We start from the raw sequence: 22278 nt of genomic DNA on the forward strand, positions 1-22278 counted from the left end.
CCGTTCCGTGGGAACTCCCCCACAGCGAACGCATAGTGTGTGATGCCGTTCAGCGGAAGCGGATGATCATCCTTTGCCTACCGTCGTCCTCGGCGGTACGCCACTGCCCGACACCGTTCCTTCCAGGGGGAGTTCCACCATGCGACCGATACGACCGCTCTTCGCCGTCCGCTCGGAACGCGGTGCGCGCCGCAGGAACTCCCCGGTGCCGGCGGCGGCCGGCCTCGCCGTGGCGCTGGCGCTGACCGCGACCGCGTGCGACTCGGGCGGTGACCGCGGTGCGCATGCGGGGGCGAGCGCGTCCGCGTCCTCCGCGGGCGACGGCAAGATCAAGATCCCGGACGACATCAAGCAGAAGCTCAAGCAGCACGGGATCGACATCGACAAGTGGAAGAACGGCGCCTGGAAGAACTGGAACAAGGACGACTGGCTGCGCGAGGCCGACGATTTCATCAACCCGATCATCAAGGGGCTGTGGAACCCGGACCGGATGCGCAGGGCCGACGACCCTGCCAAGAAGGTCGGCTCCGACGACCTCTCGGGGGACCAGGGCGTCACGGATCCGACCCCGGCACCGGTGAAGGCGCAGGCGGTGCCGGCCGCGTACCACGACAACGCGCCCACGGCGGGAAAGGTGTTCTTCGACTCCCCCAAGGGCACGATGGTCTGCTCGGCGACCGTGGTGGAAGACCCGGCGCACCCCGGGAAGTCCAACCTCGTGTGGACGGCGGGGCACTGCGTGCACGCGGGCAGGAACGGCGGCTGGTACCGCAACATCGCCTTCGTGCCGGCGTACAACGACTCCGGGCTCTCGGCGGCCGAGTTGAGGAACGCGACCCGGCAGCAGATCGCCCCGTACGGTGTCTGGTGGGGTGACTGGGCGCAGACCTCCGAGCAGTGGATCGAGCAGGGCGGCGAGACGGGCGGCCAGGGCGCGTCGTACGACTTCGCCGTCATCCATGTGACGCCGGAGCAGGGCAACGGCGGCAAGTCCCTGGAGGAGACCGTCGGTTCCGCGCTCCCGGTGAACTTCGACGCGCCGGCTGTTCCGAAGGTCGACAGCATCACGGCGACCGGCTACCCGGCCGCGCCTCCGTACGACGGCCAGAAGCTGTACCGGTGCCAGGACAAGCCGGGCCGGCTGTCGCTCCGACGGACGGACCCGACGATGTACCGCATCGGCTGCACCATGACCGGTGGTGCGTCCGGCGGAGGCTGGGTGGAGACGGGCGCGGACGGCAAGCCCGCCCTGGTCTCCAACACCTCGATCGGCCCGGTGACCTCCGGCTGGCTGGCCGGGCCGCGACTGGGCACGGTGGCCAAGGGGGTCTTCGAAGGGGTCAGCAGGAAGTTCGCGGACCAGTGACGCGCCCCGCCTCGCCGCCGTTCGTCCCCGGACACCCGTGACGAACACGAAGCCCGCTCCCTGTCGCAGGAGCGGGCTTCGAACCCTTGGGCCGTGGATCAGAGCGCGGGAGCCGGCGCGTACGGCGCCAGTTCCGCCGCGAGTTCCTCGTGCACCCGGGCCTTGAGCACGGTGCCCTCCGGGGTGTGCTCCTCGGAGATCACCTCGCCCTCGGAGTGGGCGCGCGCGACCAGCCGGCCGTGCGTGTAGGGCACCAGGGCCTCGATCTCGACCGACGGCCTCGGCAGCTCGGCGTCGATGAGCGCGAGCAGTTCCTCGATGCCCTGGCCGGTGCGGGCCGAGACCGCGATGGCGCGCTTCTCGATCCGCAGCAGCCGCTGGAGCACCAGCGGGTCCGCCGCGTCCGCCTTGTTGATCACGACGATCTCGGGTACGCCGGTGGCGCCGACGTCCGTGATCACCTCGCGCACGGCGGCCAGCTGCTCCTCCGGGTTCGGGTGCGAACCGTCGACCACGTGCAGGATCAGGTCGGAGTCACCGACCTCCTCCATCGTGGAGCGGAACGCCTCGACCAGGTGGTGCGGCAGGTGCCGTACGAAACCGACGGTGTCCGCCAGCGTGTACAGCCGCCCGCTCGGGGTCTGGGCCCGGCGCACCGTCGGGTCGAGGGTCGCGAACAGCGCGTTCTCGACCAGGACGCCCGCGCCGGTGAGGCGGTTGAGCAGCGAGGACTTGCCGGCGTTGGTGTAGCCCGCGATGGCGACCGAGGGCACCCTGTGGCGCCTGCGCTCCTGGCGCTTGATCTCGCGGCCGGTCTTCATCTCCGCGATCTCCCGGCGCATCTTGGCCATCTTCTCGCGGATCCGCCGCCGGTCCGTCTCGATCTTGGTCTCACCGGGGCCGCGGGTCGCGAGGCCGCCGCTGCCGCCGCCCATCTGCCGGGACAGCGACTGACCCCAGCCGCGCAGCCTCGGCAGCATGTACTGCATCTGGGCGAGCGCGACCTGCGCCTTGCCCTCGCGGGACTTCGCGTGCTGGGCGAAGATGTCCAGGATCAGGGCCGTCCGGTCGATGACCTTGACCTTGACGACGTCCTCGAGGTGGATCAGCTGGGCCGGGCTCAGCTCACCGTCGCAGATGACGGTGTCCGCGCCCGCGTCGAGGACGATGTCGCGCAGCTCGCTCGCCTTGCCGGAGCCGATGTAGGTGGCCGCGTCGGGCGTGTCACGGCGCTGGATCACACCGTCGAGCACGAGCGCACCCGCGGTCTCCGCGAGGGCGGCCAGCTCGGCGAGGGAGTTCTCCGCGTCCTGCGCGGTCCCCGACGTCCACACCCCGACGAGCACCACGCGCTCCAGGCGCAGCTGCCGGTACTCGACCTCGGTGACGTCCTCGAGCTCGGTGGACAGGCCCGCGACACGGCGCAGGGCCGCGCGCTCGGAGCGGTCGAACTGGTCGCCGTCCCGCTCTCCGTCGATCTCGTGGCTCCAGGCGACGTCCTCTTCCATCAGGGCATCGGCCCGAAGACCTTCGGCGTAGGCGTGTGCGAGGCGCTTGGCGTCCTGGGAAGGGGAAGAAGAGGAGGTCATTGGGTCCTTACGTCGATGGGAATCCGGTTGCGGTGACGAAGTGGCGGCCGTGCAGGGCCCGTCACAGACGTCGTCACCGGTCACAACGCTCGAGTGCCCCGGAAGATTCCCCGGTCACCCGCCCCGAGGGGGCCGCGCCGCCGACCTGATGATGGTCCCACGGCGCGGCCGGTCCCGTCATCCGACTTGTTCGGTGCCTTCGCCGCTCTGGGCCGGCTCGCTCTTCCAGTCCGGGTGGCCGGGCATGGGCGGGGTCTTCCCGCCGTAGAGCCACCCCTGGAAGAAGGCGCTCAGATCGCGTCCGGCGGTGTCCGACGCCAGGCGTTCGAAGTCGGCCGTGGTCGCCGTGGAGTCGTGGTGCAGGGCCACCCAGGCCCGCTCCAGGCGCTGGAAGGCGGTGGCGCCGATCTCCTGGCGCAGGGCGTACAGCACCAGGGCGGCTCCGTCGTAGACGTTGGGCCGGAAGATGCTGATCTTCTGGCCGGGCTTCGGGGCCCTGGGCGCGGCGGGCGGGCCGTCGGAGGCGCGCCAGCCGTCGGAGAGGGCGTACGCCGCCTTCATCCGCGCCTGGAGGGACCGGTTCGCCGTCTCTTCCGCGTACAGGGCCTCGTACCAGGTGGCGTGTCCCTCGTTGAGCCACAGGTCGGACCAGGTGCGCGGGCTCACGCTGTCGCCGAACCACTGGTGGGACAGCTCGTGCACCATGATCGACTCGACGTACCACGCGGGGAGGGCGGGCTCGGTGAAAATGTGTTTCTCGAAGAGGGACAGCGTCTGCGTCTCGAGCTCGAAGCCGGTCTTGGCCCGGGCGATCAACACCCCGTAGGTCTCGAAGGGGTACGGGCCGACCTTCTTCTCCAGCCAGGCGATCTGGTCGGGCGTCTTCTCCAGCCAGGGCTCGAGCTGCGCCTGGTCCTCGGCAGGCACCACGTCGCGGACGGGGAGGCCGTGGGGTCCCGTGCGGTGCAGGACGGCGTTGCGGCCGATGGACACCTGGGCGAGTTCCGTGGCCATGGGGTGTCGGGTGCGGTAGGTCCAGGTGGTGGTTCTCCCGCTTCGCCGCGTGCTCACCGGGACACCGTTCGCCACGGCGGTGTAGTCGTCCGGCGCGGTCACGTGGATCGTGAACATCGCCTTGTCGGAAGGGTGGTCGTTGCACGGGAAGACCAGGTGGGCGGCGTCGGCCTGGTTGGCCATGGCGAGCCCGTCGTCGGTGCGGACCCAGCCGCCCTGCCGGTCCTTGGCGGAGACGGGGTCGCTGGTGTGCCGCACGGTGATGCGCAGCAGGCTGCCCTTGGGGAGCGGGACGCCCGGCGTGATCACCAGGTCCTCCCCCGCGCCGGTGAAGTCCGCGGGCAGGCCGTTGACGTCGACGGACTCGACCGCGCCGTGCGCGAAGTCGAGGTTGACGCGCTCCAGCCGCTGGGTGGTGCGGGCGTCGATGGTGGTGACGGCGGCGAGCGGCTTGCTGTTGTCGCCGGTGTAGGTGAAGGAGAGGTCGTACGACCGGACGTCGTATCCGGGGTTGCCGAGCGTGGGGTAGAGCCGGTCGCCGACGCCGAGGGGGACGGCGGGCGAAGGGGTGCTCGCGGCGATCAGACAGCCGGAGACGGCACAGGCGAGCAGAGCCGCCTGTACACGGTGGACACGTGGCGTGACGGAACGAAGGCTGAGCGGCATGGACCACCGCTATCAGCGCGCGCTCCCCGGACGTGTCCGACGCGCATCGGTCCCACCCGAACGGGTTCAGCCGGGGGGAGGGCCGATCGCGCGGGGGCCGCCTTGTGGGTCCGGCGGGGGCCGAACGGAGGCGTCAGGCGAAGGCCGTACGCGGGCGGCCGACGGCCGGACAGGCAGCCCTGCGACAGCGTCAGTGCACGGCCGTCGCCGGGTGCTGAGCTCTGCTCACGTCGAACACGCCCGGCACGTTCCTCATCGCTCTCATCAGGGACGGCAGATGGGAGGCGTCCGGGAGCTGGAGTGTGTACGTGTGGCGCACGCGCTGCTGGCTCGGGGGCTCGACCGTGGCCGAGACGATGGCGACGCCTTCCAGGGCGATGGCCTCGGTGAGGTCCGCCAGCAGGTGCGGGCGGCCGAAGGACTCCGCGACCAGCGTGACCCTGCACTCGGTGCTCTCCCCCCAGCGCACGCCGACCTCCTCGCGCCCGGCGCTCTTCATGCGCTCCACTGCGGCGCACTCGACGCGGTGCACGGTCACCGCGCCCCCGCGCACGGCGAAGCCGGTGACCTCGTCCGGCGGCACCGGCGTACAGCAGCCCGCGAGCCGCACGGAGGCGCCGGGCAGGTCCACCACGGCGTTGGCGGCGCGCACGCCGGGCGCGTCCGTGGTGGGGCGCGCGGGCAGCGCCGGCAGTCGTGCGGCGGTCCCGAAACCGGTGGCGTGCGCGTCGGTGCCGTCCAGCGAGTCCCGGGCGCCGGGCGCCGACGCGCCACCGGAGGTCTCGGCGGACACCGGATGCGCCGCCAGCCATCGCTGGATCGCGATCCGCGCGGCCGGCGTGCGGGCGTGCTCCAGCCACTCCCGGGACGGCTCCGAGGCCGGGTCCTGGCCCATGAGGAGCTGCACGGTGTCGCCGTCCTTCAGGACCGTGCTCAGCGTCGCCAGCCGGCCGTTGACGCGGGCGCCGATACAGGCGTGCGCGTCCTCCCCGTACTGCGCGTACGCCGCGTCCACACAACTGGCGCCCTCGGGAAGCCCGAGCGCGCCCCCGTCGGGGCGGAACACGGTGATCTCCCGGTCCTGGGCGAGGTCCTCGCGCAGTGACGACCAGAAGGTGTCGGTGTCCGGCGCCGCCTGCTGCCACTGAAGCAGCCGGGAGAGCCAGCCGGGCCGGGTCGGGTCGGCGCGCTCGCCGTCGGCCGGATCGTCGGAGGCGGGGGCGTAGGGATTGCCGAGCGCGATCACCCCGGCCTCGGCGACCTTGTGCATCTGGTGGGTGCGGATGAGGACTTCGGCGACCTCGCCGTCCTCCCGCGTGACCGCGGTGTGCAGCGACTGGTACAGGTTGAACTTGGGGACGGCGATGAAGTCCTTGAACTCCGAGACCACCGGGGTCATACAGGTGTGCAGTTCGCCGAGGACCGCGTAGCAGTCGGCGTCCTCGCTCACGAGCACCAGCAGGCGCCCGAAGTCCGCGCCGCGCAGCCGGCCCCGCTTGCGGGAGACGCGGTGGACGGAGACGAAGTGCCGTGGCCGGATGAGGACTTCGGCCGGGATCCCGGCCTCGCGCAGCACCGTGCGCACCTGGTCGGCCGTCTCGGCGAGCGGATCGTCGCCGTGCGCCGCGTTCTCGGCGATGAGTTCCCTGGTGTGCTCGTACTCCTCGGGGTGCAGGACCGCGAAGACGAGGTCCTCCAGCTCGGTCTTGAGTGCCTGGACGCCGAGACGCTCGGCGAGCGGGATGAGCACGTCCCGGGTGACCCTCGCGATGCGTTCCTGCTTCTCCCGGCGCATCACGCCGAGCGTGCGCATGTTGTGCAGCCGGTCGGCGAGTTTGATCGACATCACGCGGACGTCGTTGCCGGCGGCGACGAGCATCTTGCGGAAGGTCTCGGGCTCGGCGGCCGCTCCGTAGTCGACCTTCTCCAGTTTGGTGACACCGTCGACGAGGTAGCGCACCTCCTCTCCGAACTCCTCGCGCACCTGCTCGAGCGTCACATCGGTGTCCTCGACGGTGTCGTGGAGCAGCGAGGCCGTCAAGGTCGTGGTCTCGGCTCCCAGTTCGGCGAGGATCAGCGTCACGGCGAGGGGATGGGTGATGTACGGCTCGCCGCTCTTGCGCATCTGTCCCCGGTGCGAGGACTCGGCCAACAGGTAGGCCCGGCGCAGCGGTTCGAGGTCGGCGTCGGGGTGGTGGGCGCGGTGGGCCTCGACCACGTGGCCGATCGCGTCGGGCAGCCGGTCGCGGGTGGCGGGGCCGAGCAGCGCGGCCCGGCCCAGTCGGCGCAGGTCGAGCCGGGCGCGGCTCTTCCTTCGGTGGGCTCCGGGCGTTACAGGGGCGGGGTCGGCAGGATTCGTGGCCTCCGCACTCATTGGGCACCTCCGGCTGCGTCGACCGGCGGACGGAGTGCCTGCTGGCGTTCGCGGCGCAGGGGCTCGCGACGGTCCCCCGTCCCGGCCGGTGCTTGATGCTATCGAGCCCACCACGCCTGCCCGACCGGCTCTCGCCGAGCGTGAAACGGATCACCCATTCGAGCGATGCCCTGAAGGTTTACGCGTTTCCGCCAGGGGAATCCGCTCCGGCCGTCGATTCCGGCGTTTCCACCGGCCCGGAGCTGGGGATCGGAGCACCGGAAGCAGCCGGGGCTGTGATCCGGAGCTGTACGGCGGCAATACCGAGCGCCCTTTTCGGCCACCACCCGTGCGCCGCCTCACCGCCCGCGTGCCACGCCGTGCTTCGGCGCGCTGCCCGTTCGCCCCCTCAAAGGGCAGCGCACGGGACCGAGTTCGGACAGCCTCAGGGGCCGGGGGGTTCCTCCCGGCCCGTCCGCCTGGGGGCTTGCGGTCCGCGCGACGACGCCGTCGAGCCGCGCGTCAGCGGGCCGCGGTCCGGAGCCACTCGGCGTCGATCTCGCCCTCGGCGACGATCACCGCCGGGCCGGTCATCTCGATCTCGCCGTCCGGGCGCTCGGTGATCACCAGGGTGCCGCCGGGGACGTCCACGGTGTACGACGCGGGGATGCCCGTCACGGCCGGGTCCGCTCCGTCGCGGCGGGCCGTGGCGACGGCCACCGCGCACGCGCCCGTGCCGCACGAGCGGGTCTCCCCGGAGCCGCGCTCGTGGACGCGCATCGCGACGTGGCGGGGAGCGCGGTCGACCACGAACTCGACGTTCACCCCGTCCGGGTAGGCGGAGGCCGGGCTGAAGGGGGGCGGGGTGAACAGGTTCCCCGCGTGCGCGAGGTCGTCGACGAAGGCGACCGCGTGCGGGTTGCCCATGTTCACGTTGCGCGCGGGCCAGCTGCGCTCGCCGACGCTGACCGTGACGTCCCCCTCGGGCAGGACGGCACGGCCCATGCCGACGGTGACGTCGCCGTCCTTCGCGAGATGGACGGTCTTGACACCCCCTCGCGTGGCGATCGCGAGATCGCCCTCGGCCACATGACCGGCGCGCTGGAGGTAGCGCGCGAAGACCCGTACGCCGTTGCCGCACATCTCCGCGACCGAGCCGTCGCCGTTGCGGTAGTCCATGAACCACTCCGCCTCCCCGGCCATCTCCTTGGCCTCGGGGTGCGCGGCCGAGCGCACGACGTGCAACAGACCGTCGCCGCCGATGCCCGCGCGGCGGTCGCACAGGGCGGCGACGGCGGCCGGGGGCAGGTCGATGACGTTCTCGGGGTCCGGGATGATCACGAAGTCGTTCTCCGTGCCGTGACCCTTGAGGAAGGCGATCCGCGTGCTCATTCCTCGATCGTACGGGGTCGGTACGACAGCGGCGTCAGCCGCGTCCGGCGAGCGTGGTCAGCGCAGCCGGGCCACGCGCCACACGGCCAGTGCGACGACCGCGACGACCACCACGGCGTAGCCGAGGACGACACGCCAGTCCGGGCGTCGTCCGGACCCGCGCTGCGGCAGGCCGGGCCACGTGTGACCGACGCGGCGCGCGGCCATCATGCCCCAGCCGGCCGCGCACGAGCAGATCAGCAGCCCGAGCATGGCGACCACGGCGCCGCCGTCGCCGAACTCGAACGCCAGCGGGAAGGCGAACATCAGGGAGCCGACCGCGGCCAGCCCCACGATGGGGGCGAGCTGCCAGATCCGCAGCCGGCGCTGCGGACGCAGCTCGACCTCCACCTCGGGCCCGGTGGACAGCTCGTCCAGGTCCGGACCGTCGGCGGTCACGCCGCCCGGCAGCTCCTCGTCGGGACCGTCGGAACTGAGCCGTGGGTCCTCGTCCTGCGCGGTCCCGTGCCTGCGCGCCTTGTGCGGTGTCGCGAGGGCCGGCCTCCATCACCACGCGCCCTCCCAACTCGGACTCACTTGGTCGATCGAAGCTCGATGATGGCATGTCGCATGAGGCCCGGATGACGGCCGGAGCGTCCCGATGCCATCACGTGATCAGGCTGTAACCGGTCGTTCGACCAACGCCAGCGCGAGCCGCGGAAGTTCCCCGAGGTCGTCCGCGGCGCCGCTGAGCCAGTGCACGCGTGGGTCACGGCGGAACCAGGAGTCCTGACGGCGCGCGAAGCGCTTGGTGGCGCGTACGGTCTCGGCACGCGCCTCTTCCAGCGTGCACTCCCCCGCGAGCGCCGTGAGCACCTGCTGATATCCGAGCGCGCGCGACGCCGTACGCCCCTCGCGCAAGCCCTGCGCCTCCAGCGCCCGCACCTCGTCCACGAGCCCCGCCTCCCACATCCGGTCGACCCGGCGCGCGATCCGCTCGTCCAGCTCGGGCCGGCTGACGTCGACGCCGATCTGGACGGTGTCGTAGACCGAGTCGTGCCCCGGCAGATTGGCGGTGAAGGGCCGGCCGGTGATCTCGATGACCTCCAGGGCCCGGACGATCCGGCGGCCGTTGCCGGGCAGGATCGCCCGTGCGGCCTCCGGGTCGGCGGCGGCCAGGCGCGCGTGGAGTGCCCCGGAGCCGCGCAGGGCGAGCTCCTCCTCGAGCCGGGCGCGCACCTCGGGGTCGGTGCCGGGGAACTCCAGGTTGTCGACCGCACCGCGCACGTACAGCCCCGAGCCGCCCACCAGGACGGGCCAGCGGCCCTCGGCGAGCAGCGCGTCGATACGGGCGCGGGCGAGACGCTGGTACTCGGCGACGGACGCCGTGACCGTCACGTCCCAGATGTCCAGCAGGTGGTGCGGGACGCCGCCGCGTTCCTCGGGCGTCAGCTTGGCGGTGCCGATGTCCATCCCCCGGTAGAGCTGCATGGAGTCGGCGTTGACGACCTCCCCTCCGAGCTGCTGGGCCAGGAACACTCCCAGATCGGACTTTCCGGCCGCGGTCGGACCGACGACGGCGATGACCCGCGGCGCGGGGGCTGCACTACTCACCGCAACAGTCTCGCAAACCTCCGGACCCCGCCTCGAACGAGTTACGTGACGCCCCGAGTGGGGGGTCGTTGCCTGTTGCGTGGTTCCGGTCACCGGTTCGAGAACGGGTGACCCGGGGCGACGCAATGGGACGCACCGGGCTACGCGGTATTTCGCCCGCACGAGTAACGTATGGAGTGGATATGGGCGTTTTTGCACGGCTTCTCCGGAGGTCGAAGACGACGGAGGAGGGCCGGTCGGCCGAGACGGACGCCGCACAGGCGGTGGACGGTGCCGAGGCGGGGACGACGGGCGAGGTGAAGGACGCGGGTGCGGCCGAGTCCGACGGGAAGCCGGAGGGCCCGCCGCTGAGGAGCGTGGAGGCCGCCCCCGACGACGGGGTCGGGATCCCGAAGCAGCAGTCCGCCGAGAAGGCCGCCGGCAGCGAGGCCGACGAGGGCGCCCGTACGTAACCGCTTGAGCCAGGGAAGGTGGACCATGGGCCTCGTGGACAACCTGAAAGCCAAGGTCTCGGGCCTCGCGCAGCAGCACGAGGACAAGGTCGACCGCGGCCTCGACAAGGCCGCGAAGATGATCGACGAACGGACCAAGGGCAAGTACAGCGACAAGATCCACACGGGCACGGACAAGGCGAAGCACGCTGTGGAGCGCCTCGCCCACGGGGACGCCGGCCCGTCGACCGGCGAAGCGGCACCCCCGGAGACACCCCAGCCGCCTTCGGCCTCCTGAACACGCTCCGGACAGCGCGTCACCGATCGGCGGACGGCCGCGGGGGCCACGGCCTCCCGGCCGTCCGCCGTGTCGCGGTACCAGGGCAGGAGCTTCCCGAGCCCGGCGGCCGCGCTCACCGGACCGCTACGACCAGGCGGCCACCACGTACCCGACGCCGTACGGCGCCTCGTCGAACAGCAGGCTGCCGGACAAGCGTACGCCTTCCGCCGCGCCGGCGAGGATCTGCCAGGGGGCCCGGCCGCGGGCCTGCAGTTCGCGGGCCAGGGCGGGGTCGAGGGATCTCAGTGCCGTCACGTCCGCCGCGCCCAGCGCCCGCGCGACCTCCGCGTCGAAGCCGGCCGCACGCTCGTCCAGGTAGCCCGGGGCCTTCACCGAGCGGCACGCGCTGGCGTCGCCCATGATCAGCAGGGCCGTCCGCTCGGCCCGGGCGGCGAGCCCGGCTCCGACCTCGGCGCACCGCTCGGGTGCCAGGAGCTCCGGCACCGCCAGCCCCTCCACGGGCGCGTCGGCCCAGCGCGCGTGTTCCAGCAGCCACGCCGCGACCGCGAGCGACGGCGGCAGCTCACGCTTCTGAGCCGTGCCGCCCTCACCGAGCCGTACGTCGACGTCCACGCCGAAGCCCCGGAACGAACCCCGCGCGCCCTCCGCGTAGGTGCCCTCCTCGCCCTCCCCCGCGGGCCCGACGACCACGAGCCGGTCGGGCCGGGCGGCGGCGAGCACGCCCAGCGCGTCCTTGCAGGCGGCACGGGCGCCGTCCAGTTCGGGCGCCGCACCCGCGGCGACCTCGGGCACGAGCAGGGGCGGACAGGGACAGACGGCGGCGGCGACAAGCATGATCCGCAGCCTAACCGGGCCGGACCCCGCGTACGGCGGTGACGGTGGCGTCAGTCGCAGCCGCAGGCGCTGGCCACGGGCAGGGGCGCCGGCACGCCGACCTTCGGCAGACCCAGCATCACGCCGGCCGGCTCGGCGGCCGGCGCCGCGTTCCGCTTGGCCCACGCGTCGCCCGCGCGCGTGCGGCGCACGTCGAGGACGGGCCCCTCGGCGAGGAGGTGGTGCGGGGCGGCGTAGGTCACCTCGACGGTCACCACGTCACCGGGGCGCACCTCCTGCTCCGGCTTGGTGAAGTGGACCAGGCGGTTGTCGGGGGCGCGGCCGGACAGCCGGTGGGTGGCACCGTCCTTGCGCCCCTCGCCCTCGGCCACCATCAGCTCCAGGGTGCGGCCGACCTGCTTCTTGTTCTCCTCCCAGGAGATCTCCTCCTGGAGGGCGACGAGCCGCTCGTAGCGCGCCTGGACGACCTCCTTGGGGATCTGGTTCTCCATCTCGGCGGCCGGGGTGCCGGGCCGCTTGGAGTACTGGAAGGTGAACGCCTGCGCGAACCGCGCCTCCCGCACCACGTGCAGCGTCTGCTCGAAGTCCTCCTCGCTCTCCCCGGGGAAGCCGACGATGATGTCGGTGGTGATCGCGGCGTGCGGGATGGCGGCGCGCACCTTCTCGATGATCCCCAGGTAGCGCTCCTGGCGGTAGGACCGGCGCATCGCCTTGAGCACGGCGTCCGAGCCGGACTGCAGCGGCATGTGCAGCTGCGGCATCACGTTCGGCGTCTCGGCCATGGCCGCGATGACGTCGTCGGTGAAGTCGCGCGGGTGCGGCGAGGTGAAGCGGACGCGCTCCAGGCCGTCGATCTTCCCGCAGGCACGCAGCAGCTTGCTGAAGGCCTCACGGTCGCCGATGTCGGAGCCGTAGGCGTTCACGTTCTGACCGAGCAGCGTGATCTCGGAGACGCCCTCGGCGACCAGGGCCTCGACCTCGGCGAGGATGTCGCCGGGCCGGCGGTCCTTCTCCTTGCCGCGCAGCGCCGGGACGATGCAGAACGTGCAGGTGTTGTTGCAGCCCACGGAGATCGACACCCAGGCCGCGTACGCGCTCTCACGCCGTGTCGGCAGCGTCGACGGGAACGCCTCCAGCGACTCGGCGATCTCGACCTGCGCCTCCTGCTGCACGCGAGCGCGCTCCAGGAGAACGGGCAGCTTGCCGATGTTGTGCGTACCGAAGACGACGTCCACCCAGGGCGCCTTCTTCACGATGGTGTCGCGGTCCTTCTGCGCCAGGCAGCCGCCGACGGCGATCTGCATGCCGGGCCGGACGGCCTTCTTCGGCGCGAGGCGGCCGAGGTTGCCGTAGAGCCGGTTGTCGGCGTTCTCCCTCACGGCGCAGGTGTTGAAGACGACCACGTCCGCGTCGCCGTCCGCCCCCTCGGGCGCGCGCACGTACCCGGCCTCCTCGAGCAGCCCGGCCAATCGCTCGGAATCGTGGACGTTCATCTGGCACCCGTAGGTGCGGATCTCATAGCTCTTGGGTGCGTGAACGTCCACTGCGGGGCTCCGGTCGCTGCTGCTGGTCATGGAACAAGGGTAGGCGCTCCTCGAAGAGCCCTGTCCGGGCCGTGGGCCGGAGCGCACCGCTCCGACGGACCGGACGGAGACGGGACCCTCCCTCACTTGACGGCCCCGCTCGTGGCGCCGGCGGCGAGGTGGCGCTGGGCGATGACGAGCAGCACGGCCGCCGGGGCGGATGCCAGCACAGCGGTGGCCATGATGGCGTTCCACTGGTTCGTGTGCGCGCCGATGTACTCGTAGATCCCGAGGGTGATCGGCCGCACGGTCTCCGTGGTGGTCAGTGTGAGGGCGAAGAGGAAGTCGCTCCAGGCGAAGAGGAAGGTGAAGAGCGCCGCGGTGATCAGCGCGTTGGTGCTCAGCGGGAGCACCACGGAGCGGAAGGTGCGCAGCCTCCCGGCGCCGTCCACGCGCGCGGCCTCGATGATCTCCCTGGGAATGCCCTGCATGAACGAACGCAGGATGATGATCGCGAACGGGACGCCGGCGGTGGAGTCGGCGAGGATCAGCCCGAGGGAGGAGTTGAGGAGTCCCAGGTCGTTGTAGGCGTCGTAGAGCGCGTTGGCCACGGCGATGCCCGGCACCATCTGTGTGATCAGGACGCCGAAGAGCACGAGGTTGATCCCCCGGACGGGGAGGTGGGACAGCGCGTAGGCCGCCGGCGCGGCGAGCGCGAGGCTGAACGCCACGCTGCCGAGGGCCACGACGAGGCTGGTGAGAAGGTTGCGTCCCTGATCGCGCAGTGCTGTGGCGTACCCGCCGAGGTCCGGGTGGAGGGGGAACCAGCCTCCCCGCAGTGGGGTGCCCGCCGGCTGCAGGGACGCGTTCACCATCCAGTAGACGGGGAACAGCATCACCGCGAGCAGGACGATCCCGACGATCGTGGACGTCAGGCCACGGCTCGGTGCGCGCTTCACGGGACCCCTGTCAGGCGTACTGGGCGCGCCGGCGGACGCGCAGATGGACGAAGGCGAAGAGGAGCGAGACGGCGACGAGTACGTTGCTCATCGCGGCGCCGCGCCCGAACTCGAACTGCTGGAAGGACAGTTCGTAGGACCGGGTGGCGAGGGTCTGGGTGGCGTCTGCCGGTCCTCCGCCGGTCACGATGAGGATGAGGTCTAGCACCTTGACCGTGTAGACCACGCCCAGCAACAGCACGACGTCGACCACGGGGCGCAGCAGTGGCCAGGTGACATGGCGGAACGAGGCCACCGGACCCGCTCCGTCCAGCTTCGCCGCCTCGTACAGATGCGCGGGGATGTCCTGCAGGCCGCCGTACAGGATCGCGGTGTTGAAGGGAATGCCCACCCAGATGTTGATGAGGATCACCGACAGGAGCGCCTCCGAGGTGCCGGTGAGCCAGGGTATGCCGGACGACATGAGGTGCAGGCCGCGCAGCGCCTCGTTGACGACGCCGTCATCGGTGTCGAGCATCCACCTCCATGTCGTCCCGGAGACGACCAGGGGCAGCAGCCACGGCAGCAGCAACAGCGACCGCAGTACGCCGCCGAGCGGGAACCGGCGCTGGAAGAACAGGGCGAGGGCCAGGCCGACCACGAACTGCCCGGCTATCGAACCCGCGGTGAACAGGACCGTCGTCAGCAACGCCTCGGAGAAGAGGTCCGAGGACAGGATCTTCGCGTAGTTCTGCAGCCCCGCGAACGGCGCGACACCGGTGTAGAAGGTCGTGGTCGTGTACTGCTGGAAGCTCATCACGACGTTCTTGACGATCGGGTAGCCGAAGAACAGCAGCAGGTACGCCACCGCGGGCACGATGAACATCCACTGGGCGACCGGCTCCCAGAAGCGGGCCCGGGCCGCAGCCCGGGCCCTGCCGTGCGCGGCCTCGCCCTCGTCAGGAACCGGTCGCGATCTGCTGCGCATGCCGGAGTGCTTCCGCGGGTGTCTGCTCGCCCGTCAGTGCGGCCTGGATGGCGGTGTAGATCCCGGTCGCCGCCTTGGGCCACTTGACGCCGAGTTCGCCGGTTCGGGCTCGGGCCTTCTCCACGCTTTGGACGAAGGCGGCCATCGACGGGACCTGCTCGGCGTACCGGGACGCCACCGCCGGACGGGAGGGCACGGTGAAGTACTGCTTGGCCAGGGCCATCATGTTGGCGGAGTCGTTCAGGCAGGCGAGTACCCGGGCGGCCTTCTGCTGCCGGGCCTCGGACGCGGTCTGCGGGACCGTCCACACCTCACCGCCGAGCGGTGTGACGAGGGTCTGCCCCTTCTGGCGGACGGGGAGGGGGACCACACCCCAGTGCAGGTTCTCGTCCTTGTTCAGCTCGGAGATCCGCCACGGGCCGTTGATCATCATGGCCGTCTTCCCGGCGACGAACTGGTCGTGGACATCGGCCTGGGTCCAGTTCAGCACGGACTTCGACATCGATCCGCTCTTCACCAGGTCGACCCACAGCTGGAGTGCCTGCGCGGCCTGCGGGCTGTCCAGCTGCTTCTCGTCCCCGCCGTTGGACCACAGGAAGGGCAGGAACTGCCAGGTGCCCTCGAAGGTGGCGTTCGCGTCGACCGCCATGCCGTAACGTCCGGAGCGGGTCAGTTTGGCCGCAGCCGCCTTCAGCTCGTCCCAGGTCTTCGGTGCGGCGACACCGGCCTCGGCGAGCATGTCCTTGTTGTAGAAGAGGGCGATCGTGCTGACGGTGGGCGCCAGCCCGTACACCTTCCCCTGGTAGGTGCCCGCCGACAGGATGCCCTTGGCGAAGCCGCCGGAGTCGATCCCGTACCGGTCCAGGGAGATCAGCGCGCCGGTCTGTGCGATCTGCTGTACGTCGGGGTTGTCCAGCATCAACAGGTCCGGAAGGGTGCGCGACGACGCCTGCTGCAGGACCTTGGGGATGAGCGACGACCCCGGAACACTTCTGTGCTCGACCCTTACCCCGGCGGCCTTGCCACAGGCGGTGAGGCGCTCGCCCCATTGGGCGTGTTCGGTCGTGTCGGTGTAGTAGTCGAGCGCGGTGATGGAGGTGACCTTGTCCGTGGCGGACCGGGATCCGGATCCGCCGGTGCACCCGGTGGCAGCCAGAGCGAGGGCGAGTGTTCCGAAGAGGGCGGTGATCCGCCGGGCCGAGGATCTGGCGGGTGAAACCATGGAGGTGCCTTCCGAGTGACGTCTGTCGCCGGAGTTTCGATCTCGCGTGGCCGAGGCGAACCAAGGCATCCGGCGACTCGGCCGCGTGAGCCTGCGGGAGAAGGCCGGGCGTCCGTGTCGCCGAGGAGAAGGTCCATTCCGGCGGCTTCCCGTTCGAGCGGGGACATTACCTCATTCACCTGATCAGAAGGTATGCCGAGGCCCTCGTCGGTCGTCGCGCGCGGTGCTGTGTCCTGCGGCTTCCCGGATCATCGCGGCCACCGCGCCGGGCTGTGAGAGAACCGCGGCGTGCGAGGCGTCCAGTACGTACTCGGTGGCCGCCATGCGCTGCGCCATGAAGCGCTGAGCGGTGGGGTTGAGCATCCGGTCGCCGGCCGCGATGGCGTACCAGGACGGCTTGGAGGCCCATGCCGGCGGGCCCGATCTGCCGGTCAGGGCGCTGTGGGCGATCGGGCGTTGCGTCACGGACAGCACGTCGGTGACGCGGTGCGGCAGGTCTGCGGCGTACACCTGCGGGAACCGCTCCTTGCGGATGTACAGCTCGCTCTCCCGGCCGGCGCCGCGCCGGGTGGGAAGAGCGGCGGTCGAGGTGGCGTCGATCGACGGCATGGGAGGGAAGCGGCCGGTGATGTCGAGAAGGCACTCTCCGGCGTCGAGGCCGAACGCCGCGACGTAGCACAACGCCACGGTGTTGTCGGCTTCGGCGGCGGCCTCGGTGATGACCGCGCCGCCGTAGCCGTGTCCGACGAGCACGACCGGGACCTCGATCTGGCGCACCGCGCTGCGGATGTAGGCGGCGTCCTCCGCCAGGCCGCGCAGCGGGTTCGCCAGGGCCCGCACGGTCAGTCCGGCAGCGTGGAGGAGGCTGACGACCCCCGCCCAGGACGAGGCGTCGGTGAACGCACCGTGCACGAGCACGACGGTCGGCGGTGCGGGGGTGTGTCGCTGCACGTAGGTGGCCTCCGAGTGATTCTGGCCCCCAGCAAAGCGCGCTCGGACGGCGCGGGCATCGCGTGAACGTACCAAAAGCGCCGCTCCGGGGCGCCTCCAGTCGTGCCCAGTCGTCTCCCGGCACCTCCGTCTCCAGGCGCCTCCGTCGCCAGTCGTGCTCAGTCGTCTCCAGTGCTCTGACCGGGAATGTTTCCGTCCCCGCCTGCTCAGCCCCGACGACGAGGACTTCCTCGTTCAGACGGCCACCACCCGCCCGACCAAGCTCGGCCAGCCCTTCACCCGCTGGTCCATCCGCAAACTGCTCGCCTACCTGCGCAAGGCGCACGGCCGGGTGATCCGCATCGGCCGCGAGGCCCTGCGCTGCCTGCTCGCCCGACGCGGCGTCACCTCCCGACGCACCAAGACCTGGAAGGAGCCCACCGACCCCGACCACCACGCCGAACTCGACCCGGATCGAGCGTGTCCTGGACCGCTTCCCCGACCGGACATTCGCGTTCGACGAGTTCGACCCGCTCGGCATCCGCCCCACCGCGGGCTGCAGCTGGGCCGAGCAGGACGGTCCGACCGGCTCGCGGCGACCTGCAAGCGCACCCACGGCGTGACCCACTTCCACGGTGCTACTCGATCGGCGACGACACCCCGCGGAGCATCAACCGCCGCCGGAAGAGCACTGGCTCTCGTTTCACTCCTCTGGCGCCGGCGCGTCCGGACCGCACACTACTCAGGCCGCCGACATCGACCAGGGGTGCGGATTGCTGGGAGTGACTTCGTAGGTCAAGCAGCGAGTTGGTAGCGGGCCCGGTGGTTGCGCTGGTGTCGTGGCCCAGATGGTAGGTCCAGTAGCGGTCGAAGTCGCCGTTGGCGAGCAGGGCGCGGAGTCTCAGGACGGCTTCGGCGCCGGCGCTCCCCCGGCCGTCGACGCGTTCGTCCGACAAATTCGCTACCCGGCGGCCGAAGCGCCGTGATACACAACCGACGTGCAAAGCATCTTGGAGTTCCCCGAGGTCCTGCGGCTGATCGAAGACCGCTCGGCCGCGTTCCGCGCCGCGATCGCTTCCGCCCCCGACCTTGACGTCCAGGTCCCGACCTGCCCGGACTGGACGCTGCGCGAACTGGCGCAGCACCTCGGCGACGGCCGCCGCCGCCAAGCCGCCATCGTCGCGGCGGGCCCGGGCGCTGAGCCCCCGGCGAAGACGGACCCGAAGGGCGCCCCGACCGCGCCCCGCGACCGCGAAGCCCTGGACGCCTGGCTCGCCGAGTCGACCGAGCTCATGCTCGACGCGATGCGCGAGGCCGGCCCGGACCGCGGCTGCTGGACCTGGTGGGGCCGCTCGCAGGCCCCGGAGACCAGCGGAGCCGTGGCCCGGCACCAGATCCAGGAGATCGCCGTCCACACCTACGACGCCCAGCTCACCCAGGGAGCCGCACAGCCGCTGCCGACGGACGTCGCGGTCGAGGGCGTCGACGAGTTCCTGACGACCGTCGCAGCGACGACCGTCCCCTGGCCGTTCAAGCCGGCGACCATCGACCTGCACACGACCGAGGGCCGCTCCTGGCGCCTGACCCTCAACGCCGACGGCGTCCGCTGCGACGACCTCTCCGCGGACGCGGAGCCGGGCGACATGGCGATGCGAGGCGCAGCGAGCGAACTTGTCCTCTACTTCTACGCGCGCATCCCGCTCGACGGCCTGGAGACCACCGGCGACACCGAGCCGATGGAGCAGCTCGCCGACTGGGACCCGAACGCGTAAAGCGCGCACTTGTGACGCGTCTGCCGGTTGTGCGCGCGCTCCTGCGGGCGCCACTGGGCCCGGGGTTGCGGACATCGCGCGGCTGCGGGCAGGCTGCGGGCCTGCTGTTCAAGGGCGAAAGGCGCACCTGCGGGCGGCTCGCGCTCGACCGGGGACAGTGCGCGGCGCGTGCAGATTGCAGGGACTGACCTCGTGGATCAAGCAGCGAGTCGGTAGCGGGCCCGGTGGTTGCGCTGGTGTTCCTGGTCGAGGTGGAAGGTCCAGTAACGGTCGAAGTCGCCGTTGGCGAGCGGGGCGTGGAGTCTCAGGACGGCTTCGGCGCCGGCCAGTGACCATCGGGGTCGTCGGGGCCGAGCAGGCGGGGACGGCCTCCGGCCCACCGAGGGTCCAGGCAGGCCGGGCCGATCTGGTCGAACCGGTGGATCACGTCGACCGGTTCCGGCCCCGCCGCCGCCAACCGGGCAAACGTTCCCGGTCAGAGCACTAGTCGTCGCGCAAGGCCATCACCATGTTGGCGAGTTGGACCCGGGAGTTGACCGACAGCTTCCGGAAGACGGACGTCAGATGCGTGTTGACCGTGTGCGGGGAGACGACGAGGAGGTCGGCGGCCGACCGGTTGGTGTGGCCCTCGGCGATCAGGCGGGCGACCTTCTTCTCCGAGGCCGTCAGCGCCTCCCATCCCTGGACGGGCCGCTGCCCGCTCGCCGCCCTGCGGCCGGCGGCACCCGCACCCTCGAGATCGCGATGCACGCGTGCCGCCGCGGCATGCGCGCCTGACGCCGCGAACGTGGCATGGGCCTGCGTCAGGACGGCCACTGCCTGCGGTTTCCGGCCCGCTGCCAGCAACGCCTTTCCGAGGTCGGCGCAGGCGGCGGCCCGCACCAGCGGGCGAGGGCTTGCCCCGAGCAGGTCGACGGAACGTTCCAGCAGGGTGAGATCGTTTTTCAGGAGCCCTAGGGCCTGCGCCGCGACACCCGCGGCGGTGGGCACGGCCGGATTGCGCTCGGCGTGGGCTTCGGCCTGAGCGGCCAGATCCTCGGCGAGCCCTTGGTCGGCGCCTCGCAGGGCCATGCGTATCGCCGCGTCGGCCCAGGTGCGCAGCAGCCGCCAGCGCATGAAGGGGCCTTCCTGCTGCACCTGCCGGATCTTGTCGACGGCGAGGCCGATGTCCCCCTCGTCCTCGGCGAGGACCGCTTCCAGGAAGCGCACCGCGGCCGTGTTGCCCGGGTTCGGCTTGATCGCCAGCCTTTCCCGTGCCGCCGCCAGGTGTTGCCGCGCCGCCTCCCGGTCGCCGCGCAGCAGGGCGATCCGGGAGCGGATGACGCGAGCGTTCACCTGCTGGACGGGGACCTGTACCTCGTCCTCCAGGCGCTCCATGGTCACGAAGTCGGCTTCGGCGTCGTCGAGCCTGCCGAGGCCCAGATGCTGCTGAGCCTGCGCCCACAGCAGCATGGCCTCACGGGACGACCCGGCATCGTCCGCCGCCCGCAGAAGCAGCCGCTCACCGGACCCGTAGTCGTCCAGGTGCTGGTACGCCACGATCTCTTCGGGAAGGAACGCGGAGTCCACGGCGCTGAGCGCGGTGAAGCGCTGCAGCGCGACGGCGTTCTCGCCCGCGTTGAGCGCCATCTCGCCGAGCCCGAACAGGGACAGCACGTGCGCCTCCCGGTCACCGATCGCGATGGCCGCACGCAGCGCGTTCTCGCCGGCCTCACGCGCTCCGGCGAGATCATGGCTCCGGGACAGGGCCAGCGCACGCAGGGCGGCCAGCCTGGCCTCCACCTCCGGGGCGGCGCCCCCCACGGCGAGGGCCGTTTCGGCCCGGCGGCGCAGCTCCTCGGCGAGATCCAGGTTCCACAACGTCCCGCCGAGCACGGCCTGCAGCCGCCCGATCGCCTCCAGGGGTGGCCGGCCTGCCAGCAACCGGTCGCCGGTCGACAGTGCCTCACGATTCCGGCCGGCCCGCGTCAGGCACATGATCGCCTGCTCGCCCACGTCGAACCTCAGCGGCCGTGTGGCCGGTACCAGCTCCAGGGCCCGCGTCATCAGGTCGGCCGCGAGGCCCGGCGTGACGGGCAGTACGTCGTCGGCGGCTCGCCGCAACAGCGCCACCGCTTCCTCGTCCCCGGGCTGTGCGCTCCTGAGGATGTGCGACACCGCGTCGATGGGCTGGTGACCCGTGGTGACGAGGCGGTGGGCGGCCTGCCGGTGCAGAGCCTTCCGGGCCGACGGCGGGATGTCCACGTAGACCGCCTGGCGCAGCAGATCGTGCCGGAAGACCAGTTGGTCGCCGTCGTCGTCCAGGAGTCCGGCGCGCACCACCTCCTCGAGCACGCCGATCAACGTGGCGGACGGTCGGCCGTGGAGCGCGGCGGCGTCCTCGAAGCCGAACCTGCGCCCCAGCACCGCTCCCATCTGCAGGAAGCGGAGCGCTTCGGGCCGCAGGGACCCGAGTCTGCCGCGCACACCCACCACGAGCCCTGGGGGCACGGACTCACCCGAGGCGTCGGCGGTCCGCAGTCCGGCGAGCATCTCCACCGCCAGAAACGGGTTCCCGCCGGCTCCGTCGAGCAGCTCCCGCACCCGCTCGTCGACGGCTGCCCCCAGCGTGTCGCCGGCCAGTTGGCCGATGGCCGCACCGGAAAGCGGGCCCAACGGCACGGTCACCGTGGGGAGTTCACCCTTCGCGGCCGCGACGATCTCCTCCGCCGGACCGGGAGGGCCCTGCCGCACCGACAGCAGCCACAGAACCGGCGAGCTCCGCAGGCGGGCCGGAAGCTGCTTCAGGGCGAACAGGCTGAGCGGGTCGGCCCACTGCACGTCGTCCAGGGCGATCAGCACCGGCACGCTTGCGGCTCTGGCTTCGATCGCCTCCGCGAGGCGCTCCACCAGCCAGATCCGCCGGTCGTGATGGCGCGCGAGATCGGCGAAGGTGTCGCCGGACAGCAACGGCTCATCACCGTGCAGAACGCAGGCGGCCAACGACGAGAGCGGCACGATGTGATGCAGTTCATCGGCCCTGCCGAGGCCGGCCGAGAACCCCGCGGCCCTCGCCGTGTCCACCGTCTCCAGAAGCAGCGTGGTCTTGCCGATGCCCGGTTCCCCCCGGATCAGGATCAGCGCGCCGCTTCCGGTGCGGGCCACCGAGGCGATCAGTGTCCGCAGCTCTTCGAGTTCCGCCTCTCGGCCGCGCAGACCGCTTCGGGACAGCGATCCGCCTGACCCCGCCACGCACGCCCCTCCAGTCCGCACCTGCCGGCCGAAGCCGGGCTCGTCCCGCACCGACCGGTACCTCCGCACCTTCGGCGTGGCTGCCGGTCCCGTCGCGACGGCTCCGGCAGGCGCGGACTACGAGCCGGAAGGCCC

At 71.5% G+C, this 22278-nt stretch carries 16 protein-coding genes and 3 pseudogenes; 5 read left to right on the forward strand and 14 right to left on the reverse strand.

The window, feature by feature from the left end; all coding sequences use genetic code 11:
* The first annotated feature begins 139 nt into the window (after positions 1 to 139).
* Positions 140 to 1366 carry a serine protease gene (locus tag C3488_RS25475; protein ID WP_103843187.1) on the forward strand — a complete coding sequence of 409 codons (1227 nt, stop codon included), beginning with the start codon at positions 140 to 142 and terminating at the stop codon, positions 1364 to 1366.
* Positions 1367 to 1464: 98 nt separating this feature from the next.
* Here the strand turns inward: C3488_RS25475 and hflX are convergent, their stop codons facing one another.
* The 6 genes and pseudogenes from hflX to miaA form a co-directional block, all read right to left on the reverse strand.
* Complete coding sequence (gene hflX, locus C3488_RS25480) at positions 1465 to 2955, reverse strand: GTPase HflX (protein ID WP_103843189.1); 1491 nt, start codon at positions 2953 to 2955, stop codon at positions 1465 to 1467.
* Positions 2956 to 3132: 177 nt separating this feature from the next.
* On the reverse strand, positions 3133 to 4635 hold the full coding sequence (locus C3488_RS25485; protein WP_103843191.1) for a M1 family metallopeptidase: 1503 nt from the start codon (positions 4633 to 4635) through the stop codon (positions 3133 to 3135).
* A gap of 190 nt (positions 4636 to 4825) precedes the next feature.
* Positions 4826 to 7009, reverse strand: coding sequence for a bifunctional (p)ppGpp synthetase/guanosine-3',5'-bis(diphosphate) 3'-pyrophosphohydrolase (locus C3488_RS25490; protein WP_103843193.1), 2184 nt, complete (start codon positions 7007 to 7009; stop codon positions 4826 to 4828).
* A gap of 501 nt (positions 7010 to 7510) precedes the next feature.
* Positions 7511 to 8380, reverse strand: coding sequence for a diaminopimelate epimerase (gene dapF / locus C3488_RS25495; RefSeq protein WP_103843195.1), 870 nt, complete (start codon positions 8378 to 8380; stop codon positions 7511 to 7513).
* Positions 8381 to 8437: 57 nt separating this feature from the next.
* Positions 8438 to 8927, reverse strand: a pseudogene (locus C3488_RS25500) (hypothetical protein).
* Between the two features lie 107 nt (positions 8928 to 9034).
* Entirely contained in the window at positions 9035 to 9973 is a 939-nt protein-coding gene (gene miaA / locus C3488_RS25505; RefSeq protein WP_103843197.1) for a tRNA (adenosine(37)-N6)-dimethylallyltransferase MiaA, read from the reverse strand.
* 182 nt (positions 9974 to 10155) lie between these two features.
* On the opposite strand from miaA, the gene C3488_RS25510 reads away from it, so the two are divergent.
* Both C3488_RS25510 and C3488_RS25515 read left to right on the forward strand, forming a co-directional pair.
* On the forward strand, positions 10156 to 10425 hold the full coding sequence (locus C3488_RS25510; protein WP_103843199.1) for a hypothetical protein: 270 nt from the start codon (positions 10156 to 10158) through the stop codon (positions 10423 to 10425).
* A 25-nt stretch (positions 10426 to 10450) separates the two neighbouring features.
* Positions 10451 to 10702 (forward strand): antitoxin, encoded by a 252-nt coding sequence (locus C3488_RS25515; protein WP_103843201.1) that lies wholly within the window; start codon positions 10451 to 10453, stop codon positions 10700 to 10702.
* A gap of 126 nt (positions 10703 to 10828) precedes the next feature.
* Here the strand turns inward: C3488_RS25515 and C3488_RS25520 are convergent, their stop codons facing one another.
* The 6 genes from C3488_RS25520 to C3488_RS25545 all read right to left on the reverse strand — a co-directional run bounded on the left by C3488_RS25520 (position 10829) and on the right by C3488_RS25545 (position 17161).
* Positions 10829 to 11539, reverse strand: coding sequence for a class III extradiol dioxygenase subunit B-like domain-containing protein (locus C3488_RS25520; RefSeq protein ID WP_103843203.1), 711 nt, complete (start codon positions 11537 to 11539; stop codon positions 10829 to 10831).
* Between the two features lie 50 nt (positions 11540 to 11589).
* A complete protein-coding gene (gene miaB, locus C3488_RS25525) occupies positions 11590 to 13113 on the reverse strand; it encodes a tRNA (N6-isopentenyl adenosine(37)-C2)-methylthiotransferase MiaB (protein WP_103843205.1) in 1524 nt (507 codons plus the stop codon).
* Positions 13114 to 13205: 92 nt separating this feature from the next.
* Entirely contained in the window at positions 13206 to 14021 is an 816-nt protein-coding gene (locus tag C3488_RS25530) for a carbohydrate ABC transporter permease (protein WP_258053635.1), read from the reverse strand.
* Between the two features lie 10 nt (positions 14022 to 14031).
* A complete protein-coding gene (locus C3488_RS25535; RefSeq protein ID WP_103843207.1) occupies positions 14032 to 14988 on the reverse strand; it encodes a carbohydrate ABC transporter permease in 957 nt (318 codons plus the stop codon).
* The gene (locus C3488_RS25540) at positions 14960 to 16210 is read right to left on the reverse strand and encodes a sugar ABC transporter substrate-binding protein (protein ID WP_181139190.1); all 1251 of its coding nucleotides are present in this window, start codon (positions 16208 to 16210) and stop codon (positions 14960 to 14962) included. Before C3488_RS25540 ends, C3488_RS25535 begins: the two co-directional genes overlap by 29 nt.
* A gap of 183 nt (positions 16211 to 16393) precedes the next feature.
* Positions 16394 to 17161 carry an alpha/beta hydrolase gene (locus tag C3488_RS25545; protein WP_258053636.1) on the reverse strand — a complete coding sequence of 256 codons (768 nt, stop codon included), beginning with the start codon at positions 17159 to 17161 and terminating at the stop codon, positions 16394 to 16396.
* Positions 17162 to 17354: 193 nt separating this feature from the next.
* Here C3488_RS25545 and C3488_RS41785 point away from each other — a divergent pair.
* Positions 17355 to 17872, forward strand: a pseudogene (locus C3488_RS41785) (IS630 family transposase); the annotation flags it as partial.
* A 266-nt stretch (positions 17873 to 18138) separates the two neighbouring features.
* Entirely contained in the window at positions 18139 to 18912 is a 774-nt protein-coding gene (locus C3488_RS25555) for a maleylpyruvate isomerase family mycothiol-dependent enzyme (RefSeq protein WP_103843209.1), read from the forward strand.
* A 334-nt stretch (positions 18913 to 19246) separates the two neighbouring features.
* Here C3488_RS25555 and C3488_RS41790 read toward each other — a convergent pair.
* Together C3488_RS41790 and C3488_RS25565 are read right to left on the reverse strand one after the other, a co-directional pair.
* A pseudogene (locus C3488_RS41790) lies at positions 19247 to 19369 on the reverse strand (helix-turn-helix domain-containing protein); the annotation flags it as partial.
* Between the two features lie 26 nt (positions 19370 to 19395).
* Complete coding sequence (locus C3488_RS25565) at positions 19396 to 22143, reverse strand: LuxR family transcriptional regulator (RefSeq protein ID WP_103843212.1); 2748 nt, start codon at positions 22141 to 22143, stop codon at positions 19396 to 19398.
* Positions 22144 to 22278: the final 135 nt, after the last annotated feature.

Origin of the sequence: Streptomyces sp. Ru72 (assembly GCF_002920635.1) — a bacterium.
Classification (GTDB): Bacteria; Actinomycetota; Actinomycetes; order Streptomycetales; family Streptomycetaceae; genus Streptomyces.

Coding starts and splice junctions, on each gene's coding strand:
- C3488_RS25475 (WP_103843187.1), top strand. CDS start 140: ATGCGACCGATACGACCGCTCTTCGCCGTCCGCTCGGAACGCGGTGCG.
- hflX (WP_103843189.1), bottom strand. CDS start 2,955: ATGACCTCCTCTTCTTCCCCTTCCCAGGACGCCAAGCGCCTCGCACAC.
- C3488_RS25485 (WP_103843191.1), bottom strand. CDS start 4,635: ATGCCGCTCAGCCTTCGTTCCGTCACGCCACGTGTCCACCGTGTACAG.
- C3488_RS25490 (WP_103843193.1), bottom strand. CDS start 7,009: ATGAGTGCGGAGGCCACGAATCCTGCCGACCCCGCCCCTGTAACGCCC.
- dapF (WP_103843195.1), bottom strand. CDS start 8,380: ATGAGCACGCGGATCGCCTTCCTCAAGGGTCACGGCACGGAGAACGAC.
- C3488_RS25510 (WP_103843199.1), top strand. CDS start 10,156: ATGGGCGTTTTTGCACGGCTTCTCCGGAGGTCGAAGACGACGGAGGAG.
- C3488_RS25515 (WP_103843201.1), top strand. CDS start 10,451: ATGGGCCTCGTGGACAACCTGAAAGCCAAGGTCTCGGGCCTCGCGCAG.
- C3488_RS25520 (WP_103843203.1), bottom strand. CDS start 11,539: ATGCTTGTCGCCGCCGCCGTCTGTCCCTGTCCGCCCCTGCTCGTGCCC.
- miaB (WP_103843205.1), bottom strand. CDS start 13,113: ATGACCAGCAGCAGCGACCGGAGCCCCGCAGTGGACGTTCACGCACCC.
- C3488_RS25535 (WP_103843207.1), bottom strand. CDS start 14,988: ATGCGCAGCAGATCGCGACCGGTTCCTGACGAGGGCGAGGCCGCGCAC.
- C3488_RS25540 (WP_181139190.1), bottom strand. CDS start 16,210: ATGGTTTCACCCGCCAGATCCTCGGCCCGGCGGATCACCGCCCTCTTC.